Origin of the sequence: Cellulomonas sp. (assembly GCF_965229465.1) — a bacterium.
Classification (GTDB): domain Bacteria; phylum Actinomycetota; class Actinomycetes; order Actinomycetales; family Cellulomonadaceae; genus Cellulomonas.
Window position 1 is genome coordinate 488485 of the sequence record NZ_OZ245882.1, and the last position, 26042, is coordinate 514526.

Annotated in this window: 21 protein-coding genes, 1 pseudogene and 1 riboswitch; of the genes and pseudogenes, 2 read left to right on the forward strand and 20 right to left on the reverse strand. The window is 69.7% G+C overall.

Features of this window, described 5'->3' with window-relative positions; all coding sequences use genetic code 11:
• Positions 1-140 precede the first annotated feature (140 nt).
• The 18 genes and pseudogenes from ACO06A_RS02240 to ACO06A_RS02325 all read right to left on the reverse strand — a co-directional run bounded on the left by ACO06A_RS02240 (position 141) and on the right by ACO06A_RS02325 (position 19851).
• Positions 141-455 (reverse strand): hypothetical protein, encoded by a 315-nt coding sequence (locus ACO06A_RS02240; protein WP_175345749.1) that lies wholly within the window; start codon positions 453-455, stop codon positions 141-143.
• 65 nt (positions 456-520) lie between these two features.
• Positions 521-4111, reverse strand: a complete 3591-nt coding sequence (mobF, locus tag ACO06A_RS02245; protein WP_343047920.1) for a MobF family relaxase — start codon at positions 4109-4111, stop codon at positions 521-523.
• A 379-nt stretch (positions 4112-4490) separates the two neighbouring features.
• Positions 4491-6054 (reverse strand): annotated as a pseudogene (locus ACO06A_RS02250) (molybdopterin-dependent oxidoreductase).
• Between the two features lie 723 nt (positions 6055-6777).
• The gene (locus tag ACO06A_RS02255; protein ID WP_421734514.1) at positions 6778-8061 is read right to left on the reverse strand and encodes an MFS transporter; all 1284 of its coding nucleotides are present in this window, start codon (positions 8059-8061) and stop codon (positions 6778-6780) included.
• Complete coding sequence (locus ACO06A_RS02260; RefSeq protein ID WP_175345752.1) at positions 8058-8711, reverse strand: metalloregulator ArsR/SmtB family transcription factor; 654 nt, start codon at positions 8709-8711, stop codon at positions 8058-8060. The genes ACO06A_RS02255 and ACO06A_RS02260 overlap by 4 nt, the downstream gene beginning before the upstream one ends.
• Positions 8712-8785: 74 nt before the next feature.
• Positions 8786-10402: an FAD-dependent monooxygenase gene (locus ACO06A_RS02265; protein ID WP_175345753.1), complete on the reverse strand. Its 1617-nt coding sequence runs from the start codon at positions 10400-10402 to the stop codon at positions 8786-8788.
• Between the two features lie 68 nt (positions 10403-10470).
• A complete protein-coding gene (locus ACO06A_RS02270) occupies positions 10471-10926 on the reverse strand; it encodes an SRPBCC family protein (protein WP_175345754.1) in 456 nt (151 codons plus the stop codon).
• A 1-nt stretch (position 10927) separates the two neighbouring features.
• Positions 10928-11410, reverse strand: a complete 483-nt coding sequence (locus tag ACO06A_RS02275; RefSeq protein WP_175345755.1) for an SRPBCC family protein — start codon at positions 11408-11410, stop codon at positions 10928-10930.
• On the reverse strand, positions 11407-11730 hold the full coding sequence (locus ACO06A_RS02280; RefSeq protein WP_175345756.1) for a metalloregulator ArsR/SmtB family transcription factor: 324 nt from the start codon (positions 11728-11730) through the stop codon (positions 11407-11409). The genes ACO06A_RS02275 and ACO06A_RS02280 overlap by 4 nt, the downstream gene beginning before the upstream one ends.
• Before the next feature lie 224 nt (positions 11731-11954).
• Positions 11955-12251, reverse strand: a complete 297-nt coding sequence (locus ACO06A_RS02285; RefSeq protein ID WP_175345757.1) for a glutaredoxin family protein — start codon at positions 12249-12251, stop codon at positions 11955-11957.
• Positions 12252-12473: 222 nt separating this feature from the next.
• Complete coding sequence (locus tag ACO06A_RS02290) at positions 12474-13865, reverse strand: peptidoglycan DD-metalloendopeptidase family protein (RefSeq protein WP_343047913.1); 1392 nt, start codon at positions 13863-13865, stop codon at positions 12474-12476.
• A gap of 259 nt (positions 13866-14124) precedes the next feature.
• A complete protein-coding gene (locus tag ACO06A_RS02295) occupies positions 14125-14829 on the reverse strand; it encodes a DUF3105 domain-containing protein (RefSeq protein WP_421734515.1) in 705 nt (234 codons plus the stop codon).
• Between the two features lie 283 nt (positions 14830-15112).
• Positions 15113-15577, reverse strand: a complete 465-nt coding sequence (locus tag ACO06A_RS02300; protein ID WP_175345759.1) for a M15 family metallopeptidase — start codon at positions 15575-15577, stop codon at positions 15113-15115.
• 620 nt (positions 15578-16197) lie between these two features.
• Positions 16198-16530, reverse strand: a complete 333-nt coding sequence (locus ACO06A_RS02305; RefSeq protein ID WP_421734516.1) for a hypothetical protein — start codon at positions 16528-16530, stop codon at positions 16198-16200.
• A gap of 109 nt (positions 16531-16639) precedes the next feature.
• Positions 16640-17398, reverse strand: a complete 759-nt coding sequence (locus ACO06A_RS02310; protein ID WP_175345761.1) for a C40 family peptidase — start codon at positions 17396-17398, stop codon at positions 16640-16642.
• Positions 17399-17549, reverse strand: a riboswitch (cyclic di-AMP (ydaO/yuaA leader).
• A 279-nt stretch (positions 17550-17828) separates the two neighbouring features.
• A complete protein-coding gene (locus ACO06A_RS02315; protein WP_343047915.1) occupies positions 17829-18638 on the reverse strand; it encodes a F510_1955 family glycosylhydrolase in 810 nt (269 codons plus the stop codon).
• A 219-nt stretch (positions 18639-18857) separates the two neighbouring features.
• A complete protein-coding gene (locus ACO06A_RS02320; RefSeq protein WP_246280387.1) occupies positions 18858-19088 on the reverse strand; it encodes an SHOCT domain-containing protein in 231 nt (76 codons plus the stop codon).
• Between the two features lie 154 nt (positions 19089-19242).
• Positions 19243-19851 carry a DUF305 domain-containing protein gene (locus ACO06A_RS02325; protein ID WP_175345762.1) on the reverse strand — a complete coding sequence of 203 codons (609 nt, stop codon included), beginning with the start codon at positions 19849-19851 and terminating at the stop codon, positions 19243-19245.
• Between the two features lie 140 nt (positions 19852-19991).
• On the opposite strand from ACO06A_RS02325, the gene ACO06A_RS02330 reads away from it, so the two are divergent.
• Both ACO06A_RS02330 and ACO06A_RS02335 read left to right on the forward strand, forming a co-directional pair.
• A complete protein-coding gene (locus ACO06A_RS02330; protein ID WP_421736002.1) occupies positions 19992-20711 on the forward strand; it encodes a response regulator in 720 nt (239 codons plus the stop codon).
• 62 nt (positions 20712-20773) lie between these two features.
• Entirely contained in the window at positions 20774-21826 is a 1053-nt protein-coding gene (locus ACO06A_RS02335) for a sensor histidine kinase (protein WP_343047916.1), read from the forward strand.
• On the opposite strand, the gene ACO06A_RS02340 is transcribed toward ACO06A_RS02335, so the two are convergent.
• Complete coding sequence (locus ACO06A_RS02340) at positions 21804-24239, reverse strand: heavy metal translocating P-type ATPase (protein ID WP_421734517.1); 2436 nt, start codon at positions 24237-24239, stop codon at positions 21804-21806. The genes ACO06A_RS02335 and ACO06A_RS02340 overlap by 23 nt on opposite strands.
• A gap of 368 nt (positions 24240-24607) precedes the next feature.
• Positions 24608-25987: a mercury(II) reductase gene (gene merA, locus ACO06A_RS02345; protein ID WP_175346899.1), complete on the reverse strand. Its 1380-nt coding sequence runs from the start codon at positions 25985-25987 to the stop codon at positions 24608-24610.
• Positions 25988-26042: the final 55 nt, after the last annotated feature.

A 26042-nucleotide genomic window follows, 5' to 3' on the forward strand; every position in this document is an offset into this window, starting at 1 on the left:
AACCGACCTTCGCCGCGCCGATCGCCATCCAGCGGCGAAAGCCACACCCGGCACGCACGGCCGAGGATGGCCAGACCTTTGCGGCCGACCGGCACGACCGGCGCCGCTGGCGGCGAACCAATCACCGGACTGAGGATCGCTTACAACGGAGGCCGGTGCGCGTCAGGCCGACATCCCGTTCGTGCGACCCAGTCTCCGAACCGGATCCGCGCCATGGCGAAGCGCTCGTGCCAGGTCAATGCGGCGTCGGCTGGTGAGGTGGACGCGTAGGCGACCTGCCAGGCGAGGTGCAGGGCGGAGAGTTCCTCGACGAGCTCGCTGTGCTGTGCCCAGCACTCGGGCACGACCCGGTGGTCAAGCCGGTACCGATCCTTGAGCCAGGACACCCAGTCCGCGAGCGCTTCCAGCAGTCCTCGCTGGTCGGCGTCCGTGTGCGCGCACCACAGGATCGGCATGGGCGGACCGAATGGTTGGGTCAGAGAAGGTGGTGAACCGTGGCGCATCCTCGGCGCTCCCCTCGTCAGATGCTCAGCGCTGCAGAGTCGGCCGGTGTCGGTGAGATGCCTCGCACGCGCGACGTCGGCGCGAGATGGTCGAGGTGAGCGGCCGTTGCTCCGACTTGCGCGATCCACGCGTCGCGCGCCTCGGGCGCCTCGGGTTCTGGACCGAGTCGCGCGAGCCAGTCGGGCCTGTCTGTCAGCGCCGACGCCGTCAGGGCTTTGGTGCGCTGGGCGATGAGCCCATCGATCTCGGCGAGCAGGGCAAGGCCCTCGGTGCCTAGCCCGCCACCATGGCCGGCTGGTGGGACGTCGCGGGAGTCCGGCGCACGCAGCTGCAGCCACGATGACGCGGAGCGAGCCAACGTGTCGACCAACCCGGGCCCGGAGGCTTCTGCGCTGCTGACTAGCAAACGGAGCACCGGGGCAGGATCTCGGGTGAGGAGAGTGATCCGGTCGAGCGTCGCGAAGAGCTGCCCGGCGGAGGCTGATCGTTCGACGGAGCGCAACTGTTCTGCGCTTAGTCCTGCGTCAGCGAGCGCTGTGGTCCATCGAGCATGGGCGGCGTCGGCGAGCAAGGTGCGTCGGATGGGCTCGAGCCGGCGAAGAGAGAGTGCTTCGTCTTGCCGGGCCACGATCGTCGCCGTAGCGGACAGCTCGGCGCCCGCCGTGGCCAGAACGGTGCGCAGGATGTCGTACGCGTCGAGGGCGGCATGGGAGTCCGGGAGCCCGTCGCAGTCCACCGCGATGTCCTCGACCGCGACGTAGACGTGGTTTTCGTGGCGGCCGCGGGTCATTGCGACGTAGAGGTTCTCTCGGGTCATACCCGCGTGGGCGAGCACGTGCGCGTGCTCGACGGTGATCCCTTGGGCGCGGTGTGTAGTGGTCGCGTAGCCAAGGTCGACGTGGTTGTCGACGTAGTCCGCAGGCAGGACAACGGTGCCCGTCAATCCGTCGTCGTGGCGCGTCTCGGCCTTGGTGCCGATTGCGTAATCGCTGCGGCGCACGACGAGTGCTCCATCGGCCCGGGTGGAGAGCACATCCCACAGGTCGCCGTTGCGCACATAGTGCTCCGGCGCATCGCCGTCGGCTCGCAGCCGGCGGTCGTTGGCTCGGGTCACGATGCGGTCCCCCGTTCCAACGGACACGCCGGATTTCGTGGCGATGCCCTCTGCCTGGACGAGCCCGTCGGCGACACGGTCGTTGTGGGCGCGCTCGTTCAATGCGGCCACGGTCCGGCTGTCCGGGGCGACCAGGATCGCGGCGTGGCCGTCGTCGATGTCGGAAGCCCACGCCGTGTAGGCGTCCTCGAGCATCGCTTCACTGGCGCCGGAGTGGACGCGGCCCTGGTCGATGTAGGTGTCCAGGACGCGGGAGTCGCCGAGTCGAAGGCCGGCGCTGGAAGCGGCTTCCCAGGGCTTGGAGAACCGCCAGAGGGTGCGCAGGTGTGTGGCGCCGGCGCGTTCGGCGAGCAGCGCGAACGCTCCGCCCGCATCGACCGCGGACAGTTGGGCGTGGTCGCCGACCAGGAGCGCTTTGGCACCTGCATCGGTGACTTGCCCGATGAGGGTGTCGAGGGCGAGGGTGCCGGCGAGGGACGCCTCATCGATGATGACGAGCTGACCTGGGTGCAGGCCCCATCGACGCTGTTGTGCGGTCAGCGCGGTGAGCGCCGTGTCGACCGCGCGCAGAGTCGCGCGCTGGATGGGTCCCGCCAGTGCGGTTCGGCGCGCCATGAGTCGGGTGAGCATGTTGCCGCGGTGGACGGCGCCGGCTCCGGCTGACTCGTGCAGCCATTTCGCGGTGTTCTCGCAGTTGATGCCGAGCGCCGCGGCCAGTGTGGCGGCCGCGCTCGAGGAGGGGGCGATCCCGATGACGCTTCCCTGGCCGTGCGTCCGCTCCCAGGTGGTGCGCAGCCCGAGCAGTGTGGTGGTCTTGCCGGCGCCGGCCGGGCCGACCACCACGTCGACGCGCCTTGCCGAGCATGCGACTGTGCGCACCGCGTCGAGCTGATCGTCGGACAGGTCGATGGGCTCCTTCGTCGGTCCGCGAATCGCGCGCGCGTCGCCCAGGACGAGGGCCGTCGGAGCGTCGTGGTCGTCGGCTGCGGCGAGGAGACGTCGTTCGGCATCCAGAATCACCTGGTCGGTGAACCGTGACTCACGAGACCGGTCAAAGACCGAACTTCCATCCGGCCGCGCGTATCGGCCGACCGAGTCGAAGACACGTGGCGCCTCGAGGCAGATGCAGCCGTCAAGGACGGAGTCCGCTACGGCGTTGAGCAGTCCAAGGCGGTCGTCCGGTGTCGCCATGACTAGGCCCTTGGTGACACGGGCCGCTTCGGCCAGCACGTTCCACCTGGTCCAGGTCGAGCGGCGCTCCCGCACCCCGACCAGCACCTGTGCCGCGATGTGCTCCCGGACCGGTGCAGTGATCTCCGCAAGTGTGCGAGCCCGCACCTGCGAGTCGTGAAGGGCCGCGGCGGTCAACGCTTCGGGGGTATGCCCGAAGCGTGTGGTGGCCCGCTGGCGCCAGGACTCGATGAGCTGGCCGAGGGGGTGGACCTGCTTGTGCGGACGTGTGGCCCGGGTGACCTGCTGCCGAAGCCGGGTCACCTCGATGCGGTTCGGTGTTCGTCCGTGGCTGGCACAGAACGCTGCCACGACCTCGGTCATTGCCTCATCGATCTGCGAGGACCGGGCGGAGAACTCCGCGAGCAGCGGATCCTCGACCCCGTCGAGCTCGAACGCGACCGACCGACGCGGACCGCGGTCCCGCCACCCCCAGCGCACCGGCAGCCGACGGACCATCTCGTCGACGAACAACGCCTCGTACGTCTCGGACACCGCCACGACTGCGTGATGCAGGGCGCGCGAGTCCACCGACCGCCAAGCACCGTCCAGGCCTTGCACCTTGTTCGAGACGACCACGTGGGTGTGCAAGTTGGGATCGCCGGCACGTGAGTCCCAGTGATCGAACGCGGCGGCCAGGACTCCCCTCGTCCGCTCCTGGCGGCATCCCGCGTGCCCGGTCCGCGTGAACAGCGCGCTTGTCTCGATCATGTCCATCGCCTGCCCGACAGCAGCGCGGTGGGCATCCAGGATCGCCTGCTGCGTCCGCGGGTCCCCGAGGGCCCACAGAGCCGACGCGGACTTCATCACCGTGAACGTCAGATCGAACCCGGCTATGGTCCGCGGCGAGTCTTTCGCCAGCTCGATCCGGGTAATCGTGTCGATCGCAGACCGTCGGGCGTCTGCGTCCATCGACTCTGGCAGCTCACGCTCACGAGCCGCGATCCGCTCTGCCGGATGCACCACTGTGGGGAACGGTCGCCCCAGCGGCTCCCCCGTCAGCGGGTCGCCGCCGTGCGCAAACAGTCGCGCCAGCGCGTCCTCGACCACCACGGTCCCCGCGGCGATACCTGGGGCCACGCCGTTGCCGTCGGCCCGCCCGAGCCCAGCGAGTCCCGTGCCGAGCCACCGTCCCGGCGGGTTCCCCGACTCCGTGTAGTACGCGATGAGTGGGGTTGCCGAGGTGCGCGCGCAGTCGCCCGAGGCGATGTTCTTCATCAGATATCGATAGCCGGCCCCCGCAGTCAGCCGGTGCATCGTCATCACCACGGGCGATCACCGACCGCCGGTCCGGACTCACCTCGCGTTGCAGGGTTCACACCAGCAGGTAGGCAAAACCGGCTCCAAGACGCGTCATTCAGCCGAGGGACCGACCCGTGGTGCCAGACGAGTCATGGCCCATTTCCTTCCTCACGACCGCCGGCAAGGGGGTAATGAGGGCGCCCCGCGTACGGCCGACGCCAGCACGGTGACCGACATCCGAGCTCGACAGATCGCCCTCGCTCGTGTCGCCGACCTGGCGGACGCCCTCCTCTCGGTCGAGATGACCCTGACTCTTCATGCCGGTCACTCGGGTCCGCGCGAGAGGGGGCCGTCTCAGTCAGGTCGTCGCGGCCGCGCTGGACCTAACGACCGGCAGCTGCTACTCCACCGTGAGGGAGATGGAGTGCTGACCGGTTGCTCCGTCGGGCACGGTGTCGAGCCGTTCGGCCGTCTGCACCTCTCCGGTGGCGTCCGTCGCGCGGACCGTCAGCTGATGTGTGCCCGGAGTGGCGTCCCAGAAGAACGACCACTGCCGCCAGGTGTCGACGGAGGCTTCCATCGCGAGTGTCGCCGGAGCCCAGTCGCCGTCGTCCACCTGCACCTCGACGGCCGTGATACCGCGCTGCTGGGCCCACGCGGTGCCCCCGATCGCGACCTGACCGGCGGGGACCCGGGCGAACGGGCCGGGGACCTCGATGCGCGACGCCGTCTTGATCGGCCCCTTCTCCGACCATCCCCGGTCGGTCCAGTACGCGCGGGCGTCGGCGTACCGGGTCACCTCGAGGTCGACGACCCACTTGGTGGCGGAGACGAACCCGGTACAGCCCGGGAACGACCATGCGCACGGGATACCCGTGGACGGCGGGGAGGGGCTCGTCGTTCATCCCGATCGCCAGCAGGGCGTCGCGGTCGTCCATGAGCGCTGCGAGCGGGGTCGAGGCGGTGAAACCGTCGATGCTGGTGGACAGCACCATGTCGGCGTCAGCGGTCGGCCGGGCCCGGGCCAAGAGGTCTCGGATCGGCAGCCCGAGCCACTTGGCGTTGCCGGCCAGGTCGCCGCCGACGACGTTGGACACGCACGTGAGCGTCACCCACGACTCGACCAGGTCGGCGTCAAGGAGGTCCTGGAAGGAGATCTCGACCTCTTCCTCGACGAGTCCGTGCACGCGCAGCCGCCACGAGTCGGCGTCGACCTGCGGGATGGCCAGTGCCGTGTCGATCCGGTAGAAACCGTCGTTGGGCGTCACGAACGGCTCGGAGCCCGAGACGCCGGACTCCACACCCGCCGGCAGCGCCGCCGCCTTGCGGAACGGGGCTGGGAGGCGCAGGACGCGGCGTGCCGCCTCGACGGTCTGCGTAGCGCTGGCGAGCAGTTGCGCCCCGACGCCAGCCGCGGCAGCGACCGCCGCGGCGAGCAGGGCCGCCGCGAGGAAAGAGCGTCGCCCCAGGCCATGATCAGAGGAGTCGCGGTCAGAGGGCTGCGGCGCGCGTCGACCGGGCAGCCGGGACAGGAGGATCCGCAGGGCGACCAGCCCCACCGCGCCGCCGACGATGCTCGGCACGACGGCGAACGGGCTGGCGCTGGGCCGAGTTGCCGCGGCCGCCGCACCCACCGCCGCCAGGACCAGGACGATGCCGGCTCCGAGCACCCACCGTCGGCGCGCGAGCACTCCCGCGACGGCAGCGACCACCGCGATAACCACGGTCATGCTGATGAGGAGGGCGAGCTTGTCGTTCGTGCCGAAGGTGGCAATCGCGAAGTCCTTCAGCGCCGGCGGCGTCGCATCGATGAAGGCCCCACCGACGGCGATGAGCGGCGCTGCCTGCGGCGAGACGACGACCGCGACGAGCTGCGCGACGGCGAGGGTGGTCGCAGCAGCCAGAATCCCCGACAGGGCAGCCAACAGCGCCGAGATAACCCAGGTTCGTCTCACCGCGCTCATCCGCGGCACCCGCCGTCGACGGGCTGGCTGGTCGCACGGACGGCGGCGCCGCCAGACGAGACGAGCGCGACCTCGAGAGGCGTACCCACAAAAACTCCGTTCCGGGCCGGCCTCACAGGCGCCTCATGTCGGGATGCTGCTGACACCGGGAGTTCGGAACGCGGCTTCGCCCGGATGGGTCCAGATGGACTATTTCCTCGACCTGGCGCGGAGCCTGGCCATCACTGACCGAAGGCCCGTCACCCAAGGGCATCCATGCGGGAGACGAGGGCGACCGCTCCTGGGCCGAACTTCCGCTGCTTGACAACGTTTCGGCGCGTCGGGGCGGCCCGTGCTTACCCCCGGGAGCCGAACCGCGCGGCGCGTGCACGATCTCGGTATTGAGCCCGAGAGCGGCCGCTCGGACTCGCGTCCGCGTCCACCGCACTCTCCCCGGTTCTGCACTGCGGTGCGCTTCGCCGATATCGCTGCGCAATGGGGGTGCATGCCGTCGAGGTCCCGGTGCGGTTGGGGCGGCGAGGCGAGCGAAGGTGACACCCGTGTGCATGGATGACCGCGGGGCCGCGTCGCAGTGGCACACCATCAGCGCCAACCGTCATCCAGAAGACCAACGGGGCGCCCGTCGGGGCTCGTTGCAGGGTCTGGGCTCGCCCTCCTGGCAATGCGGCGGTGGTGAGCGCAACGCGGACGAGAGCGAGTTGTCGAGCTCGGCTCGCCTCGAAGCTATCGCCCTGACAAGACCGCGGTCGTGGGGATGGTGGACCGCTTCGAGTGTTCGACGGCGACCAGCGGGAGAAGTGCGAGCGCGATCACTCCACCACCGAGCGCCAGAGCCGAGTAGCTCGCACCGGCCACGACCAGTCCGGACACAGCCCCGCCTGTTGCCCCGGCGAGGGCGATCAGGACGTCGACCCTCCCCTGCGTCCTGGCACGGTTGGCCGGCGGGACTGCACCCGTGATGATGGCCGTCCCCGCGACCAGCCCGAAGCTCCAGCCGAGACCGAGCAGTCCTAGGGCGACGGCGAGCCCGGCGACCGAGCTGGCGGGGACGAATGCCGCCAGGAGTCCGGCAATGAGCAGCGTCGCGGCGCCGAGCCCGGCGACCACGGCCGAGCCGTATCGGTCGACGAGCCAGCCGGACAGCGGCGACGGCAGGTACATCGAGCCGATGTGCACGGCGATGACCACCCCGGCGGAGGCCAGGCTGTGACCGTGGTGGGCCATGTGGATCGGGGTCATCGTCATGATCGCGACCATCACCAGTTGAGAGATCACCATGACGCTCGCGCCAAAGGCGACGTCCCGTGAGAAGCGGGTCTGCGGAGCATCTGATGCGTCCACGAACGAGACGTACTCGGGTGTATCCGTCGCACGCCGCCGCGCCAGCAGAAGGGGGTCTGGGCGAAGGAGCAGCCCGAGCACGATGCTCGCCGCCCCGTACGCGGCCGCTGCAAGAATGAACGGGCCTGCCAGCATGGGGATCCCCCACACCATCGAGAGGTCGCCCATGACAGTGACGAGATTTGGCCCGACGACCGCGCCGAGCGTGGTGGCGACGAGCACGGTCGAGACGGCGCGGCCGCGTCGCGAAGGAGCGGCCAGATCCGCACCTGCGTAGCGGGCTTGCAGATTCGTCGCGGTTCCTGCGCCATAGACGAGCAGAGCGACGAACAGGAGCGCGACGTTGTCAAAGACTGCTGCGATCACGACGCCGACGCTGCCCACCGCACCGAAGGCGTACCCCGTCGCCAGGCCGACGCGCCTGCCGGACCGCTGCGACAGAGCGCCGACTGCCAGCGCGGCTCCCGCCGATCCCAGCGTGAATAGCGCACTCGGGAGCCCGGACAAGCTGGTGGTGCTCAGCATCTCCTGCGCAAGGAGCGCGCCGACAGTGATGCCCGCGGCCAGGCCGGCGCCGCTGAGGACCTGGGCGATTACGAGGATCGACAGGACCCGTTTCTGTTCTGGTGCGTCCTGCAGGAGCGGCAGGCTCGTAGGGAGCCTCACTGCGCACCGCCGGCGACGGTTTGCACGCCGTCGGAGCGCCACTCGAGCACTCCTTCGTCTAGGAGGCGCGCCGACAGGCCGGCGTCGCTGAGAAGGCGCACGGCGTCGTAGGACATGACGCAGTACCGACCCCGGCAGTACGCCACGACCTCCGCATCTGCAGGGATCTCGGCAAGCCGGTCTGGCAGCTCATCCACCGGGATCGATACGGCTCCCGGCAGGTGACCTGCCTCGTACTCGCCGCGGGGCCGCACGTCGAGGACGATGACACGCCCGTCTGCGGCAGCCTCCAGGAGCTCCACTCGGCTCATGAGCTCGACGTCGTCGGGCAGGTAGCGAGCCTTCGCGTCACGAACTTCGGGTCGGTGATGCTCGGCGACTCGGGACATCGCAGTCACCAGCTCCGCCACGTCATCGCCCGCCATGCGGTAGATGACTCGCGTGCCCGCGCGCCTGGAGACCACCAGCCCGGCGTCGCGCAGCACCTGAAGGTGTGCCGATGCCGTAGTCAGGTTCAGCCCGGCGACGGAGGCGAGCTCCTGCACAGCCCGCTCGCTCTGGGCGAGGAGCTCCAGCATCTCCAGGCGCTTGCCACTGGAGAGCGCCTTGCCGGTTCGCGCGAGTGCGTCGTAGAGCTCAGACTTGGTCACACTTCTCCAATATTCCAATGAATAGTGGAGGTTACCTCCTGGAGGTCAGCTCTGTCTCGATGTTGAGCGGGGCATCAGTGCATCATCAGCCAGTCGTCGAGGTACTCCCGCACTCCGGTCGGGTCACCGCCGCCGCGGTACGCGACGTACCCGTCGGGGCGGACCAGGAGGTGCCCGGACTTGGAGCCGTCGACCCCGAGAAGCCGGTGCGCCCACCCCGTGGCGTCGTGAAGGACGTGCGGGGCCGCGACCTTGCTCAGGCGGTGGATTGCGACCTCGCCGGGTCCGCCGCCCAGAGAGCGCTCGACGCCGAGGCGCGCGGCGTCGGCGGGCCCATGGACGATCAGGTGGAACCCACGACCTGCGGTGGCTTCGTGCAAGGTCGTCGGCCGGCCGTCGAGCGTCAGCGGCGCGTCCGGGAGGCGGTCGCCCGCGCGGACGGCGCGGCCGACGGCTCCGTGCCCGTCTACCGAGAGTGGGCTGCGCCGGTAGCGGATGGCAAGCTCGGAGATCGTCCGGAACGCCAGAGCGCGCCCCACGCGGATGCGCACCAGGAGCGGGAGCACCGCCGGGGCGATCCGGGTGCGGGCGAAGACGACGGCGGCGTGGGTGGACGTGGCGATGGTGAACGCGCGGTCGGTGAAGCGCAGCACCGTGCGGCCGATCGGTGCCCGCTCCGACTCGTAGGTGTCCAGCAGTGCGGGTGCGCCCCGTCCGGAGGTCACGAGTGCGAGCTTCCACGCGAGGTTCACCGCATCCTGGATCCCGGTGTTCATCCCTTGCGCACCCGCTGGGCTGTGCACGTGCGCGGCGTCACCGGCCACGAACGCTCGACCGGCGCGGTACTGGGAGGCTCCGCGGTTGTGCAGTCGGAAGTTCGTCATCCACATGGGGTCGCGCAACCGGACTCCGCCACTCGTGTAGCGGTCGGCGAGAGCCTGAACCTCGCGCAGGTCGACGGTGTCACGGTCGCTCCCGGACTGACCAGGCGGGCGCATCGCCAGCATCCGCCAGGTCGAGGGGCTGCCGAGCGGGAAGAAGAAGAGCATGCCCTCCCCGCCGAGGAACGCGTGAGCCGCGCCCCGCTGGATCCCATCCGCCTCGAGGTCGGCCAGGACGAACGTCTGCGGGTAGGCGCTGCCGGTGAAGCTGATCCCGGCCTCGCGGCGCACCGCGCTGCGCGACCCGTCACACCCGACGACGTACTGCGCCTCGATGACCTCCTTGCGCCCGGACTCGTCGCGCACCGTGCACCTGACGGCATCGTCGCCGTCCTCGAACGAGACAAGCTCCACCCCGCGCTCGAGCGGGACACCGCGGGCGTCCAGGTCCTGACCGAGCACCGCCTCGGTCTCCGCCTGCGAGAGGAAGAGGAGGAACGGGTATCGCGTGTCCGTGGCTCCGATGCCGAACAGCGGCACGCGCACGACCTTGCGGGGGAAGTGGATCTGCACGTCAACCGCGGGGTTGCCGCGCCGGAGCAGCTCGTCGGTCACGCCCAACGGGGCGAGGACCTCCAGGGTCCGCGGCTGGATCGCCAGCGCCCGGGACTCGTGTACACGGTCGTGCCGGCGGTCGACGATCCGTACCCGGACGTCCCGACGGGCCAGCTCCGCCGCCAGGGTGAGTCCGGTCGGACCCGCCCCGACCACCAGCACGTCGACGGCAGCCGACCGTGGCGGTGCGCTCACTCTCGAAACCTAGCGCGGCCCACCTGAGATGTGACTGATAGTCCCTCGTCGTCGATCCCCGACAGTCATCAGCGGGCGGCTGAATCCGGCAGCTCGAGGCGCCGTTTGAGCAGCTGGAGGTTCGCCGGCATCTCGGCCGCGGCCTGGCGTCGAACGACGAGCGGAACCAGCAGCCGTCCGATGCCGTGCCCTTCGAAGTCGACGTTGATCGTTAGTCGAGTCAACGCCGGCGCCAGGGGTTCCACCGTCAGGTCGACAACGGCTCGGATGGGACCGTCGATCCCGCGCACTCCCCAGTGCTCGGCGGGGCGGATGTGCGTGACCTCGGACGTGCTGTCGCGAGTCGCGCCGCCGATGCGCCGGGCCGTCCGACATCTCGCTCCCACCTCCGGGATGCCGGGCTGCTCCAGCTCGCCGCTGACGACACCTTGCTGCCACTCGTAGAAGCGGGTCGGATCGGTCGCGTAGTCGAACACGTCGGGCGCGCTCCGCTCGACCTCGACGGAGACGGTGATGGCGGACATGTCAGCGTCCTCCCGCGAGCAGGTCGGTGAACCGGGTCAGGTACACGGGCCAGCCCTCGTCGTCCGCGACGCCCTCGCTGACGGCGGACCATCCCGCTCCGTGCCGGTCGAGGTGGCGGTGCTTCAGCTGCACGCACGTGCGACCGGCACTCTCGGACACGAAGGTGACCTCGACCTCGCTGGTCCGGGTGGGGTCGGGCTCGAGCTGCCACTGCGGGCTGATGTCCCAGGTGAACACGACGCGGTGCGGCGGCTCGAAGGCCAGGACGCGAGCCCATCGGCATACCGACCCGTCGACCCCCCGGTCGTAGATGTGCCCGCCAACCCACGGTTCGAACACCGTCTCCTCGATCGCGACCTGGAGCAGGTTGTGCTCGGCCGGTTTGAAGTCCCCAAAGCGTGCAGTGAAGACCGCGAACGCCTGGTCGATCGGGGCGTCGACGGTGACCTCCCGCAGGACTGCGGTCTGCGGTGCTGAGCTCATTGCTCCTCCTCCGACGGTTGCTCGACTGCGCCGGCGTAGCCGGACAGAGCGCGCGTCCAGTACGTCTCCAGCTGGTCGCGGAGGGCACCAAGCCCCTCGGGGCTGAGCCGGTACACGCGCCGCGAACCCGCGGCCCGATCGGTGACGAGCCCAGCGTCCTTCAGAACCTTCAGGTGCTGTGAGACCGCGGGCCGGCTGATCGGCAGCTCGGCCGCCAGCTCACCCACCGCGCGCGGGCGGTCGGCCAGACACTCGATGATCGCTCGCCTGGTCGAGTCGCCGAGAGCCTCCCAACTCGCCGCCGACCCGTAAGTAGCCACGAACGGTAAGTTACGACTTACGGCCGGTCAGGTCAAGGGTCGTGGCGTCGGCGAACCTGGTCGATGGTCCCCCACCGGCCTGCAGGTTCGGCTGCCAATATGGGGACGATCACGCACCGCTCCTCGGTGACGGGGCTTCGGCGCGCTCGTACCTCCGCAGCGGCCGCGCTGGTCAGTCACGGCGAATCGGGACCGAGCCCTCTGCGCTGACCTGTTCCGAGCACTCAGCCGGCGACTCTTGCGTCGCGAGTGGACAGCGCCGTGAGCGTGCGTTCGAGCTTGCGCCGCGGCAGGCGGCCCGCGGAGAAGTAGACATCGTCGACAAGGACGAGTGGTGCGAGCGGTGGACGGTGCCGTGCGACGAGGTCGCGCCCAACATCGGAGTGCGCGTCCAGCACGTCGACCTCGATTGGGTGGTCCTTGGCAAGTTCGGCAAGCACCGCGTTCGCCTCGTCACAGAGTGGGCACGCCGACGTCTGGACGACGGTGATCCGCACCGGCGGACGAAGTAGAACAGGCACGGGCGCTCCCTGGCCTCTCGCTGACCAATCCAGTGTCACCCAACGCCCTCGAACGATTGCGCGCGATTCGATCAAGGTTTGATGAAACCGTCGTCCCGAGCTGGCCGGTGCTCGGGATGATCGACGACCATGCTCGCGCCGCCGGGTAGCGGACGATCGATCACGAGACCGCCTGGTGTTGGCTGCCTCCGTAGGCGGCTCGTAGTCCGACTGCGACTCCAGCTACAGGCCGAGAAGTGGTCGCGGGTTCACGGTCGACCCGTTGACGTAGACCTCGAAGTGCAGGTGGCAGGCACCGGACAGGCCCGTGTTGCCGGAGTAGCCGATGAGCTGACCCTTGGCGACGCGCTGCCCTGCCCCGACGACCGAGCGGGTGAGGTGGTTCGAGCTGCTCATCAGAGCGTTCCCCTGGACTGTCCCGTAGTCGAGCATCACCTGGTTGCCGAACCCGTTACGCCACTGGGACCAGAGCACCGTCGCGTCACGCGGCGCGTACAGGGGGGTGTTGCACCCGGTGCGCAGGTCGATCCCGGCGTGCAGCCGCACGTAGCCCAGGATCGGGTGCAGCCGCATCCCGTACTCCGACGTGACGTACATCGGGTTGATCGAGGTCGGGTTGCCGAACAGAGCTCCAGAGACGGACCCCGACGGCGGTTGCACAGGCGTCGGCGGAGGTGGGGGTGGTGGCTCTCGGCCGGCCGCTTCTGCCGCGGCTCTCGCGGCAGCCTCGGCGGCGGCCCGTGCCGCTGCCTCGGCAGCCTCGCGGGCGGCCCGTTGCTCGGCGATGATCGCGACGAGGTCGCGCTCGATGGCCGCCTGCTGGGCGTCGATCTCGGCCTGCTCGGTCTCGGCCTGGGACTTGAGCGCCGCGATCACGTCCCGCTTGGCGCTCTGATCCGCGATGAGCTGGGTGATCTCGTCCTCGTGCGCCTGTGCGACGCTCCGGGCCTCGTCGGCGGCGACAACCTTGGCTTCGGCCTGCTGCTTGAGCTCGGCCACGCGGTCGGTGACGGCGCTCAGGCGGGCCGCGCTGTTGCGGTTGGTGGCGTCCACCTCGCGCAGCTCGTTCAGGATCCGCGACTGACTAGCCAGGGCCGCGTCGACGAGGCGGGCGTTGTCGAGGAAGTCGGTGGCGTTCTCGGCGTCGAGCATGACGTCCAGGGCGGAGAGACCGGGTCCGCCGCGGTAGGCCTCGCGCGCCATAGCACCCAGGGCGTCACGAAGCTCGGCCTCGTCGGCACGGTCAGCAGCGATGGTGGCCGTCAGGCTGCCTCGAAGGTCGGTCGCGTCCTGCAGTCGGCTGGCGACCATGGCTGCCTCACGCTGGGTCGCCTCCAGGGCGGCGCGGGCAGCTTCCAGCTCGGCCTGTGCCTCGGGAAGGCGTGCTTCGGTGGCCTGGAGGTCGAGGGCCGCCTGACTCAGCTCGCTGCTGAGTCCCTCGATGGACGCCTCCAGCTCCTCGGCGCGTCGCTCGGCGGCGGCACTGCGGCGCTCCGCTTCTGCGCGGCGGTCGTCGATGCCGTCGGCGTAGCTCGCCCCTCCGGTACCCATCAGGGCGATCACGGCGGCGAGGAGAACCGCACCCACCCGCCGCCTGAGGCGACGGGTGGACACGGCGGAAGGGGGCGGCGGCGTACCGCGAAAGCGCGTCGACATGTGCGGGGTGGCCGGGATCGGGAGCAGGGTGTCAGGCTCGGCCGCCCGCAGGCTACGTGCGCGATGTCGCGCCCCGAGGGCATGACACGCGACAGCGACCTCTGGTTCACCCCGGTCGGCATCCGATCGCTCCCGATCAGGCGGGAGTTGGGTGCTCCTGATCTCGGTCCTGGCCTCTCGCACCTCGGGCGTGGCACGCGCCTCGCCCTTCGTGGCTCTACCCACCGACGCCCTCGCACGAGGCGCCGGGCTCGGGGGCTTGCTCTCCCTGGAGGTAGCGGGTGAGGAACGGCTCCAGTCGCGCGTCGTCGACAGAAGGGAGCTCCAGTCGGACGCCCCAGGCCGTGGCGACCAGCGGTGCCGCCAGTCCTTCGTAGGGGCTGACCAGCAGGTAGGGGTTCGCGTCAGCCAGTACGCGCAGTCTCTCCGCTCCGGCGTCGCCGAGGCCTGGCCGGTAGGCGATCCACACCGCGCCGTGCTCGAGGGAGTGCACGGCATTCTCGTCTCGGATCGGCTCGCTGTAGAACCCGCAAGTCTGCGGGAGCGGATCGTGGTCCCCGCCGACGGGGGGCAGCAGCCTGCCCTGCTCGGCCGGGTCCTCGAGTGCGGGCGTGGGCTCGGCGGTCGGCTGGGTGACGTCCGCGTACTGCACCTCTCCTTCGACGTGCGTGGCCGCCGACACCGGGAGTTCCTGCTCACCCTCGATGGGGGCGCTCGCCACGGCCTCGACGGCATCATTGCGCCGCTGCTCGTTGGTGAGGATGACGACCGTGGGAATGATCAGTGCGAGCAGCGTTGCGGCCACGATCCCGACGATGAGCACCGTCCGACGGCGCTCGGCGCGCCTCTGGGCGGCTTGGAGCTGCAGCAGGCGTTCCTTGCGGGCTGCTCGGTCGTTCGAACGCTTGCCGTCCGGGCTCACGTGGGCTCCTAGGTGTTGTGCTTCGGGGCCCGCGCCACACGCGTTCGGGTCTCACCGAAACGGCGCCCGCGGTCGGGCATGCCCACGATGGGCCATCGGCAAGGCGTTTTCGCTTGCCGAACGACGAAGATTTGCTGAAGACGCGCGTCCCGACGGAACCCCTGCTCGCGCAGGACTGCACGGAGTTGGCGTGCGGTATTCAGGGCGAGCCGAGCGCTCGGGATCCGGGCCGCGCCTGCAACCCGCGTCAAGGGCTCCGGCCGGCGGCGGACGCCTGCCACGCTCAGGAGCCGTCGGCCAGTGCCTCGACACCAGGGACGAACTCCCAGTGCCAGGGCTCGTATGGGCCGTCTCCGCCCCGGTGCGCCCAGTCGGGGTTCGCCCACCCGTAGACGGGCCCGACGTCATGTAGCCACCTCCCCCGCTCCCCGGCGTACGCCTCCGGGCACAGGTCGACCGCGAGGCCCCACCCGTGATTGCTCTGTCCGGCAGGTGCCGCCAGGCCACCCTTCTGGGAACGAAGAGCTGCCTGTTCCTCAATGGTGCGATACCCGGACGACAGGCAGATCGGCTCGCCGAACCGGGCGGTGTAGGCGGAGTTCAGGTCGGTGATGGTCGCGACCGCGTCCGCACGGTCCCTGTACGGCTTCTGCCACAGGTCGCACAGGTCGGACTTGGCCAGGCGCCCGTTGCTCCCGCGGCCGCTGAAGATCCCGGTGCAGTCCGGCAGCTCGGTGCGGTCGGCCATCCGCGACGCGGCGACTCCGCCTTCGCGAGGGTTCTCAGCGCTCAGCAAGGACGCCGGCGGAGTCAGAGAGTCTGGAGCGCTCAGCACCTGCACGGTCGTGGGTCCCGTAACCACCGGAGCGGACGCTTGGGCAGGACCCGGATCCCCCCACGGTTGCATTGCAACGAACACAGCCACCATCGTCGCGAGCAATCCGACCCTCACCAGCGACGCAGGGTTTCGGTTCCGAGCGACCCGCGTGCGAACAGATCTACGGTCCTCGTGGCGCAGAGAGCGCCGCGTGGGGAGCGGCCCGTCCCTGAGCGACGAGCTCACGCGGCCGTCCGTCGGGCCGAAGCGGTGACGTCATCGATCTCCGGCCAGCGCTTCGTGGTCGTCATGGCCCGCCAGTCTCTTCACAGGGATCGGCCGTGGCGGCCGTGCGCGACGGTCGCGCCTCTTCGATCATCGGCGTGGATGACGAACTCCTGCCTGCGACGCCGTCAAGGTTCCATGAAGATGCCCCATCGCGGCCGCTTCTGGGGTCGGCGAAGCGCTGCCACGACAGCCTCCGCCTGAGTGTTCCTCGCAGCGCTGGGAAACAGCCAAAGAGAATCACCAAGGGATTGCTGCCGGGACGACTAAGGCGACACCTGGCCCGCGGGCCCCTTCGACCTGTCGATGACGAGCGGCTCGAGGGTGGCGGGCACGGGCGCACCTCCAGGCCCGCCCTGATCGAGCCAGTTCGCCAGCGCGCCGGTCAGCTCATCACCCGCGACCCGCTCCAACCACACAGGGCGGCCCGATCGGCGCCGCCCAGATCGCGCAGAACGGGCGACGATGACGTCGCCGCGATTGCACTCGTCGAGGCAATCGGCCAACGTCAGGCGCGCGACGCCGAGCGAGTCGAGCTCTCGGAGTCGTGCGAGCTGGCCGCCTTCACGCTCGTCAGCGTCGCCCAGAGTCTCGCCCACGCACAGGGAGCACGCTGTCAGGCCGGGCTTGGACGGCCGAGGCCCCATGCCACCTCCACTGGGAGGTACAGGCCGCAGTGAAGTGTCGAGATTGCCGGGCAACGGACCGTCAGCCCACTCGGATGAAGATCGGGCTGGACTGCCAGATCTCCCTGATCTGGATCGTCTTGCCGGGGCGGGGGGCGTCGACCTGGAGTCCGTCACCCGCGTAGATCGCGATGTGGCCTGGGGACCAGACCAGATCGCCGGGCTGCGCGTCGGCGCGCGAGACGACGGTGCCGACGTTGCGCTGCGCGGAGGAGGTGCGCGGCAGCGAGATGCCGACCTGCGCGAAGACGTAGGACGTGAAGCCGGAGCAGTCGAAGCCGTCGGGGGTCGAGCCGCCGTAGACGTAGGGCACCCCGACGTACCGGGCGGCGATCTCGACGATCGCGTTGCCGTTGGCGCTCGCCGGCACGCCGACCGTGGGCTCGGCGGTCGCTGTCGCCGCGGCCGGTGCGGCTGCGCGCTCACGGGACCGAGAAACCTGCGGCTCCGGCTCAGGCTCCGGCGCGGGGGCCGGCGCAACGGCGGTCACGGCGGGCGCCTCGAATGTCCATTCGACGTTCGAGGGGGCAACCACCTGCTGCTGGAGAACCGCGCGGGCGTCCTGCGTCAGTCGCGCGGTGTCGACCGAGCCGCTGAGCGAGCCGGCTTCCGAGGTGCGCGCCGCGAAGGCGGGGGTGCCGGACATCGACATGACGAGGCCGGAGGTGATGACGGCGGCTGCTGATCGTCTCCCGGCCGTCACCATGCCGTCGGCGGATGCCGCGGCGAGGTCGTCGAGGGCAGTCAGCGGGCGGCGGGCGGCGCGGTGGCGTGCGGGCATGGATGTCCTCTCGGACGCCTGCGAGGTGAGCTGTCGGGTTCGGGAGAGAGTCGCCCGGCCAGTGGTGCTGGCTTCACCCCAAGGACGCTGCTGGAGCGTCCACGATCTTGGTTCCCCCGTCCCTGCCATCGATGATCTGCGGAGCCTTCGGGCGGTGGCAGGGCTCGGCGCCCACCAGAAGACCGTGCCAGGGGTGTCCCGGCTCCGACGATGGTAGGCATCGATCCGGTCGGGTCCGGCCTTCACCTGCCTGACTTCATGAAACCTTCATCGGAATTGGACGAACCGACAGTCCGCGAGCGTCAGAAATCCTCGGGTCTGACCCTGTTCGCGCTCAAGAGGCCTCTTCCGTCGGTTGCCGGCGACATAGCCCGACAGCGCTCAGTCTCTGGCTGTGGGGGGCGAGGACGGACTGCTCGGCGTGCGTGAGTCAGTCGGTGAACGTGGATCCGCTATCGACGGATCGCAGGAGAGCGCCTTCGATGACGACAAGGATCTCGAGCTGGCCATCGGGCTGGGCGCGGGCAGTGACTGCTTGGGGTGCTTGTCCTACAGTCCCGCTCTGGACCCAGGTCGCTCCCGCGTCGGTGCTGAGAAAGACGCCGCCATCAGGTGCGACCCCGACGACGGTCTGGTCGTCGGGGAAGAATGCGAGCTGCAGCAGCGGCGATTTCGCGACGACGTTCCATGTGTTGCCGCCGTCGGTGGAACGTGCAGGCCCAGACTGGCTTGTGACCAGCAGCGTCGTGCCGTCCGGCGAGGCCGCGAGGGCGAAGGTGGCAACGGGAGGTTCCAGGCTTGTCCAGGCCTGCCCGTCGGGCGTACCGAGCACTGCGGCTCCGTCGAAGCCGATGATGCCAGCGTCAGACGCAGTGAGGCTGTGGAAATCGGTCTGACCTTCGCGCGAGAGGGTCGACCACGTCTCGCCGGCGTCGGTGGACTCGATCAGTCCGACCGGGTTGGCCATATCCACGCCAGCCCCTGGGTGGCCGGAGGAGTAGAAGTGGTCGGGGCCTGCGGCGGTGAAGCCCATCAGGTCGATCACGGGGCCAACTCGGGCGGGCCCGGCGTCGTCATAGCGGAACAGTCCATCGTGGGTGGCCAGGTACACCTTGTCGTCGGCGGGGTTGAACGCAATGCCATGCACGTGCTCGCTGGGCAGGCCTTGCCCGCCCGATGCTTGCGCCGTGCTCCCAGCCTGCCCGGGTAGGGGTTCCGAGCAACCGGCCAGAACCAGCACGATGGCAGCCGTCGACAGGGCACCTCGGCTGACTCGGAAAGTCGGCGATGGGGTGGGCATGGCAGGCGTCTCCGTTCGTTCGGAGGAGCTACGGGCCGGGGTTCGGGTCAGACGGCGGTGACAGACGAAGCACTCGATGGGTCTTGAGCGGTCTGGTCCATCTGCTGCACAGCGCCGTGGGCGGTTCTGAGACGCCCCGGCTCGGCCGGGTTCGCTCTGTCACTGATCCCGCGGCTGTTGCTTCCCCGGTCCATGCAGCGCGGCTCGCCGGCTGGTGAACTCGGCTTCGTCGATCTCACCGCGAGCGAACCGGTCCGCAAGCACGCTGTCGGGACTCGGGAGCGTGCGATCAGAGCCCCCCGGAACCTGCTGGGTGCCGGAGGCGCTGCGCACGATCCAGACGACGAGCGCCGCGACCAAGCCCCAGAAGACCAGCATCATCAGCGCCATCGTCACCCAACCACCAGCGCCCCATCCGCCGTGTCCCCACCACATCATGACGAACCACCTCTCGGTCGTGAGGCCAGGCGCGAGCACCGACCTCCCCGTTTCACGCTGCGCCGGCCCGACCTGTCCACGTAGGGACGAACGTCCCGAACTCGGTTCAGAGACCGGCCAGCAGGTTCTGCATCTCGGTGATCTCCGCTGTCTGGGCGTCGATGATCGTGCCGGCAAGGGACATCGCGTCGGGGTTCGAGCCCTCGGCCTTCTCCTGCTCGGACATCTCGATGGCGCCGCGGTGGTGCGCCACCATGCGCTCAAGGAACGCCCGGTCGAACTCGGCACCCTCGAGTGCGTCGAGCTCCTCCATGACCTCGTCCTGGCTCATGCCATCCATGTCCATCCCGCCCATGTCCATGCCGCCCATGCCCATGTCGTGCCCGGACTCTTCGCCCCAGCTGGTGAGCCAGCCGGTCATCAGGTCGATCTCGGGGCCCTGTGCGGCCTGGATTCGCTCGGCAAGAGCCTTCACCTCGGGGGTCGAGGCTCGTTCGACGGCGAGGCCAGCCATCTCGATGGCGCCCTGGTGGTGGACGATCATCAGCTGCGCAAACTGGGTGTCGGCGTCGTTGTGGGTCGCCGCCGCGCTCTGCGAGCTCTCTCCCGTGGTCGGGGCGTCGCCCGAGTCCGCGCTGTTGGAGCAGGCCGCCAGGGTGATGGCTAGGGCGACGGCTGTGGCGGCGGCGGTCATTCGACGGCGCATCGGGTTCATCTGTCTGGTCTCCCTCGAGCGGTTGCGAGCGTGTAGGCCATCTACCTTGGCTCGTGACGCTGTCGCTAGGGTCGTCGTTGCATCAAGGTTTGATGAAGGTCGACGATCGAGGTGTGCGCTCCGTAACAATGGGCCTGGTGATCAGCCCAGCACCGAGCGTGGCACTACGTCGCGCCGTCGTCGTCGACGACGAAGAGCCGCTCGCCAACGTCATCGCCGGCTACCTGGAGCGCGACGGCTTTGAGGTGCACCAGGTCCACGACGGGGCCGAGGCTGTCCCACTGCTGCGCGAGGTCGACCCGGATCTGGTCGTCCTCGACCTGGGCCTCCCGGGTCTGGACGGTGTCGAGGTGTGCCGGCAGCTGCGGACGTTCTCGGACTGCTACGTCATCATGCTGACCGCGCGCGCCAAGGAGGTCGACACGCTGCGAGGGCTCAGGGTCGGGGCGGACGACTACATGACCAAACCGTTCAGCCCCCGCGAGCTCGTGGCGCGAGCGAACACTCTCCTGCGACGGCCTCGCCGCGCTCCGGCGCCCGTCATCGAGGCGTCCCCCGTCATCGTGATCGGATCGCTCACCCTCGATCCGGAGAGCCGCGAGGTTCGCGTCGGCACCGAGCAGATCCTGTTGACGCGCACGGAGTTCGACGTGCTCGCGGCCCTCGCGCGCCGCCCGAAGACCGTGTTGAGCAGGAGGTCGCTGATCGACGAGGTCTGGGGCCCCGGGTGGGTGGGCGACGAGCACCTGGTCGACGTGCACGTGCTCCACGTCCGCAAGAAGCTGGGCGGCCAGGCGGAGCGACAACGGTTCATCCGCACGGTCCGCGGCGTTGGTTACCGCATCGGTGCGGGCACATGAATCGCGAGGTCCCGCGCCGGGCGGCTCGGTGGAGCCTGGCCACTCGCCTCCAGGTCGGAAGCGTGCTCGTCCTCACGGTCGGTGCGCTCACGGCGGCCACGGTCGTCGCCCTCGTCGGCCCTCCTCTGTTCCACGAGCACCTGATGCACGCCGACCTGCGGGACCAGGACGAAGCGATCCTGCACGCGGAGGAGGCGTTTCGATACGCCAGCGCCATCGCACTCGCCGTCGCCATCGCAGCGGCCGCTCTCGCATCGATCGCGGTCAGTCTGGTCTTCACGCGCCGGATCGGCCGGTCTCTGTCGTCGCTGTCGGACGCGGCGGCACGCGTCGGCTCTGGTCGGTACGACGCCCGAGTCGCACCACCGGAGATGGGGCCGGAGCTCGACGAGGTCGCCGTCTCTTTCAACCACATGGCCGAGCGGCTCCAGGACAGCGATCGACTGCGTGAACGCCTGTTGGCTGATGTGGCGCACGAGGTACGCACCCCGGTCGCCACGATCACGGCCTACCTCGAGGCGGTGGAGGACGGCGTTCGCCCTCTCGATGCCACGACTATCGAGCTGCTTCGGGAGCAGGCCTTGCGTCTGACTCGGATCTCCGAAGACCTGGCCGCGGTCACCCAGGCCGAGAGCGGTGACCTGGAGCTCGAGGTCCGCGCAACCGCGCCCGCCGACCTGGTCAGCTCCGCTGTGGGTGCCGGCCGCGAGAGGGCCGCTGAGAGCGCAGTCCATCTGGAAGGGGATGTTCAGCAGGACCTGCCTGGGCTGGAGGTCGACCCGCTGCGCATGGCTCAGGTCCTCGACAACCTCGTGAGCAACGCGATCCGTCACACGCCCGCGGGCGGGCGTGTGACGGTCGCTGCGGGGCGTACGTCGGACGGCGGGGTCCGCTTCTCCGTGACCGACACGGGCGACGGGATAGCCAGCGAACATCTCCCGCACGTCTTCGAGCGCTTCTACCGGGTCGACACGGCCCGCGATCGCGGGCACGGCGGTTCGGGCATCGGACTGGCCATCTCCCTCGCCCTGGCCCACGCCCACGGGGGCACGATCACCGCCGCGAGCCCTGGCCCCGGCAAGGGGAGCACCTTTACCGTCCTGCTCCCCCGCTGACTGCTTCCTTCACGATCGTGGGCGTGAGCTCGCGGGTCCCCGGTGCCGCGGGGAGGGGCAGCCGCTTGAGCAGCAGGGCGTTGACGGCGACGATCACCGAAGATCCGGACATCGTCAGGGCGGCAATCTCGGGGCTCAACGACACCCCGAGCGACGGGTAGAGCACGCCTGCGGCGATGGGGAGCGCGAGCGCGTTGTAGCCGATCGCCCAGCCCAGGTTCTGCCGCATCTTGCGCAACGTGCCCCTGCCGATCCGCAGCGCGATCGCCACGTCGAGCGGGTCGGATCGCATCAGGACGACGTCCGCGGTCTCGATCGCGACGTCCGTGCCGGCGCCGATGGCGATCCCGAGGTCGGCCCTGGCCAGGGCGGGGGCGTCGTTGACGCCGTCGCCCACCATCGCGACCTTGCGTCCATCGGCCTGCAGGCGGGCGACCTGGTCCGCCTTGTCCCCCGGCAGCACTTCGGCCACGACGGTGTCGATGCCGAGCTGGCCGGCGATGCGGCGGGCGGTCGCTTCGTTGTCGCCGGTCAGCATGACCACCTCGATGCGCGCCTCGTGCAAGGCGGCCACGGCTGCGGCGGCGGTCTCGCGGACGGCGTCGGCCAGTGCGATGACGCCGACCAGTCGTCCGTCGACCGCGACGAGCACGGCGGTCCTGCCCGACTGCGCGAGCTCGTCGCGCCGTGCGGACAGTTCCCCGAGCGTCACAGCCTCGGCGGACATCAGCCTCTGGTTGCCGACCAGCACCCGGTGACCGTTCACCGTGGCGCCGGCGCCGTGACCGGGGACGTTCCGGAAGTCGTCGGCGGTGAGCACCGCGGCACCGAGGTGTACGGCATGCTCGACGACGGCGCGTGCCAGTGGGTGCTCCGACTCGCGTTCTACGGCGGCCGCCAGTGCGAGGACCTCCAGCTCGGGCAGGTGGTCGACGATCAGGTCCGTGACCTCGGGCTCGCCCTTGGTCAGGGTGCCGGTCTTGTCCATCACGACGGTGTCGATGCGTGCCGAGGTCTCCAGTGCGGTCGCGTTCTTGAACAGGACGCCGCGGCGGGCGCCCAGCCCGGTGCCGACCATGATGGCGGTCGGTGTGGCAAGGCCCAGGGCGTCGGGGCAGGTGATCACGACCACGGTGATGGCGAACAGCATCGCGGTGGGCACGCTGGCCCCGGCGAGGGTCCAGGCGAGGAAGGTAACGGTCCCGCCGACGAGGGCGACGAGCACGAGCCAGAACGCTGCGCGGTCGGCGAGCCGTTGGCCGGGCGCCTTGGAGTTCTGCGCCTCCTGGACCATGGCGACGATCTGGGCCAGGGCGGTGTCCGAGCCGACCTTGGCGGCCCGCACGCGGAGGGCCCCGGTGGTGTTGATCGACGCACCGATCACCTGCGACCCGGGAGCCTTCGGCACCGGCAGGCTCTCTCCGGTAACCATCGACTCGTCGACCTCGGACTCCCCCACCTCGACGACCGCGTCCACGGGGACCTTCGCTCCGGGCCGCACGAGGACCAGGTCTCCGACGACCACGTCAGCCGTGGGGACCTCGACCTCGGATCCGTCGCGCAGCACGACGGCTGTGTCGGGAGCGAGCTCGAGCAGTGTCCGGACGGCGTCGTTCGCGCCGCCCCGGGCTCGCATCTCGACCCAGTGGCCCAGCAGGACGAAGGTCGTCAGGACCGTGGCGGCCTCGTAGAAGACCTCACCGCCGCCGGTCAGGGTGATCCACAGGCTGTACAGCCACCCGGTGCCCACACCGACGGCGACCAGCACCATCATGTCCAGCGTCCGCGCCCGCAGCGCCCGGTAGGCGCCGTCGAAGAAGATCCACGCGGAGTAGAAGATCACCGGCAGCGAGAGCAGCAGGCTGAACACGTCGTCGCGCAGGCCGAACGGGGTGCCGGCCGAGAACCCGATGAGCTCGCGACCGATCGGCGACCACAGCAGGATCGGGATCGACAGCAGCAGCGCGACCAGGAAGCGGTTGCGCATGTCGCGGACCATGTCCGCCATCGAGCCGCCACCGTGGTGACCGCCGTGGCCCATCGCGTCCTGAGCCGACATCGGCGCGGGCGCACCGTGGCCTCCGTGGTGCTCGTGCGCGGGCCCGTCGTCGTGGGACGGCGCCGCGTGATCAGCGCTGGACGCGGGCGTCCTACTGGCCGGGTCGTCCATCGGCTCGCAGATGTGCTGCGGGACGGAGCGCCCCTCGCAGTGGTAGCCGCACTCGGTGACCCAGCCGACGAGCTGGGCCAGGGAGGTCTGGTCGGCGTCGTAGGTAACGTTCGCGGTCTGGGCCAGCGCGTTGGCCTCCACATTCAGGACGCCGGGGCGCCGGGCTAACGCGCGTTCCACGATCGGCTCGGAGGTCGCCCAGTGCAGGCCCCCCACTTCCAGGACTGTCGTCTCGACCTTCATGACCGCTCCCGCATCTCTCGTCGGCTCGCCTGCTTTTGCATACCCCTATGGGGTATCTGCTACCAGTCATAACGCGGGCGCCTGCAGTAATCGTCCCAGCGGACCGTAAAGATCTGATGAAGTCGGCGTCCGTCAGGCGACAGGTTCGTGCTCACCGCCAACCTGTTCCGCAGACGGCGGCTCCGGTCACCCTGCCAACTCGTACCGGCCCCACCCTGACGGCTTGATCTGGCCACATCTGCCCGCGTCCAGCCACGGGCTCGCGAATGCCGTGAAGATCTAGGAGACGGCGCAGCACAGATTGGGACTGCGGCGAATCGCTCGGCGGGCGCCGTCACTCCGTGCTGGTCGGTACTTGCTACTCACGTTCACGCGCAGCAGCTCGTCGGCATGTCACTGCGGAACAGCCCGGCGCAGATCCGCACCGCCTCGCTCATCGTCAGGTACGGGGCCCAGGTATCGGCGAGGTCGTCGACGGTCAGGCCGTACTTGATCGCGTAGGTCGCGGCGAGCATGACATCGCCAGCGCCGTCGAGCGCGGCGTGGACCCCGAGGACTTTGCGGGTGGTGGCGTCGATGACGAGCTTCAGGGCGCCGCGGGTGTCGCGGTTGGCCAGTGCCCTGGGGATGTCCTTGGCGTCGAGGACGCGCACGTCGCAGACGTGCCCGGCGGTCAGTGCCTGCTGCTCTGTGAGTCCCGCGGACGCGAGTTGCGGGGTTGTGAACGTGACCGCGGGCAGGCCGAGGTAGTTCACGACGGTGGGCTGGCCGAGGGCTCCGGCGGCGGCCGCGTGCCCGGTCTGGGCAGCGACGTAGACGTACTGGGGGGCACCGGTGACGTCGCCGGCGGCGAAGATTCGCGGGTTGCTCGTGCGCTGGTGCTCGTCGACGGTGACGAAACCGCGGTCGTCGGTCTGGACCCCGGCCGCGTCAAGCCCGAGGCTGGCGGTGTTCGGGCACCGGCCGGTCGCCACGAGCAGCCGCTGACCGGTCACCTCCGCGCCTCGCTCGGTCCGGACCACCACGGCGCCGCTGGCGGTCGATTCGACCTCGACCGCGCGTTCCTCCACGACGGTGATGCCGTCGTCCGCGAAGACGGCCCGCAGCACATCGGCGACCTCGGGCTCTGCATATGGGGCGAGCCGGCCGACCAGGGTGACAGCGACACCGAGGTGCGACCAGAGCTGGGCCTGCTCCAGCCCGACGTACCCGCCGCCGAGGATCACCATCGAGGATGGCAAGTCCTGCAGCTCCATCGCGGTAGTGCTCGTCAGCGGGTCGACCGCGCCCATGCCCGGCAGGTCCGGGATGCGCGCCGCCGAGCCCGTCGCCACGACGTACGCCCAGGCGAAAACCCGCTCACCGTCGACCTCCAGGGTCTGCGTGTCGACGAATTGAGCGTGTCCGTAGCAGACCGGGAAGCCGTGCGCGTCGGCCACGTCGGCGTACTTCGCCTGACGGAGCCGGTCGATCAACTCCTGCTTCTGGGTCATCAATGCTGCGAGGTCCACACCCCCGGCGTCGGTCGGGACGCTCGGGAAAGGGTTCGCCAGCGCCCGGTGCCGGTGTCCGGCGGCCGCGAGCAGGTTTTTGCTCGGGACACATCCCACGTTCAGGCACGTACCGCCCAGCGCTGTGTGCTCGACCAGCAGGACCGACTTCCCACGCGACCTGGCCTCGATCCCAGCTGCCATCGCCGCGCCCCCGCTGCCGATGACGACCAGGTCCCACGTCTCGTCGATGCTCATCGACGGACCGTAGACGTTCCACCGCACGGCAATGTCAAGCCGTAGCCTTAAGCAT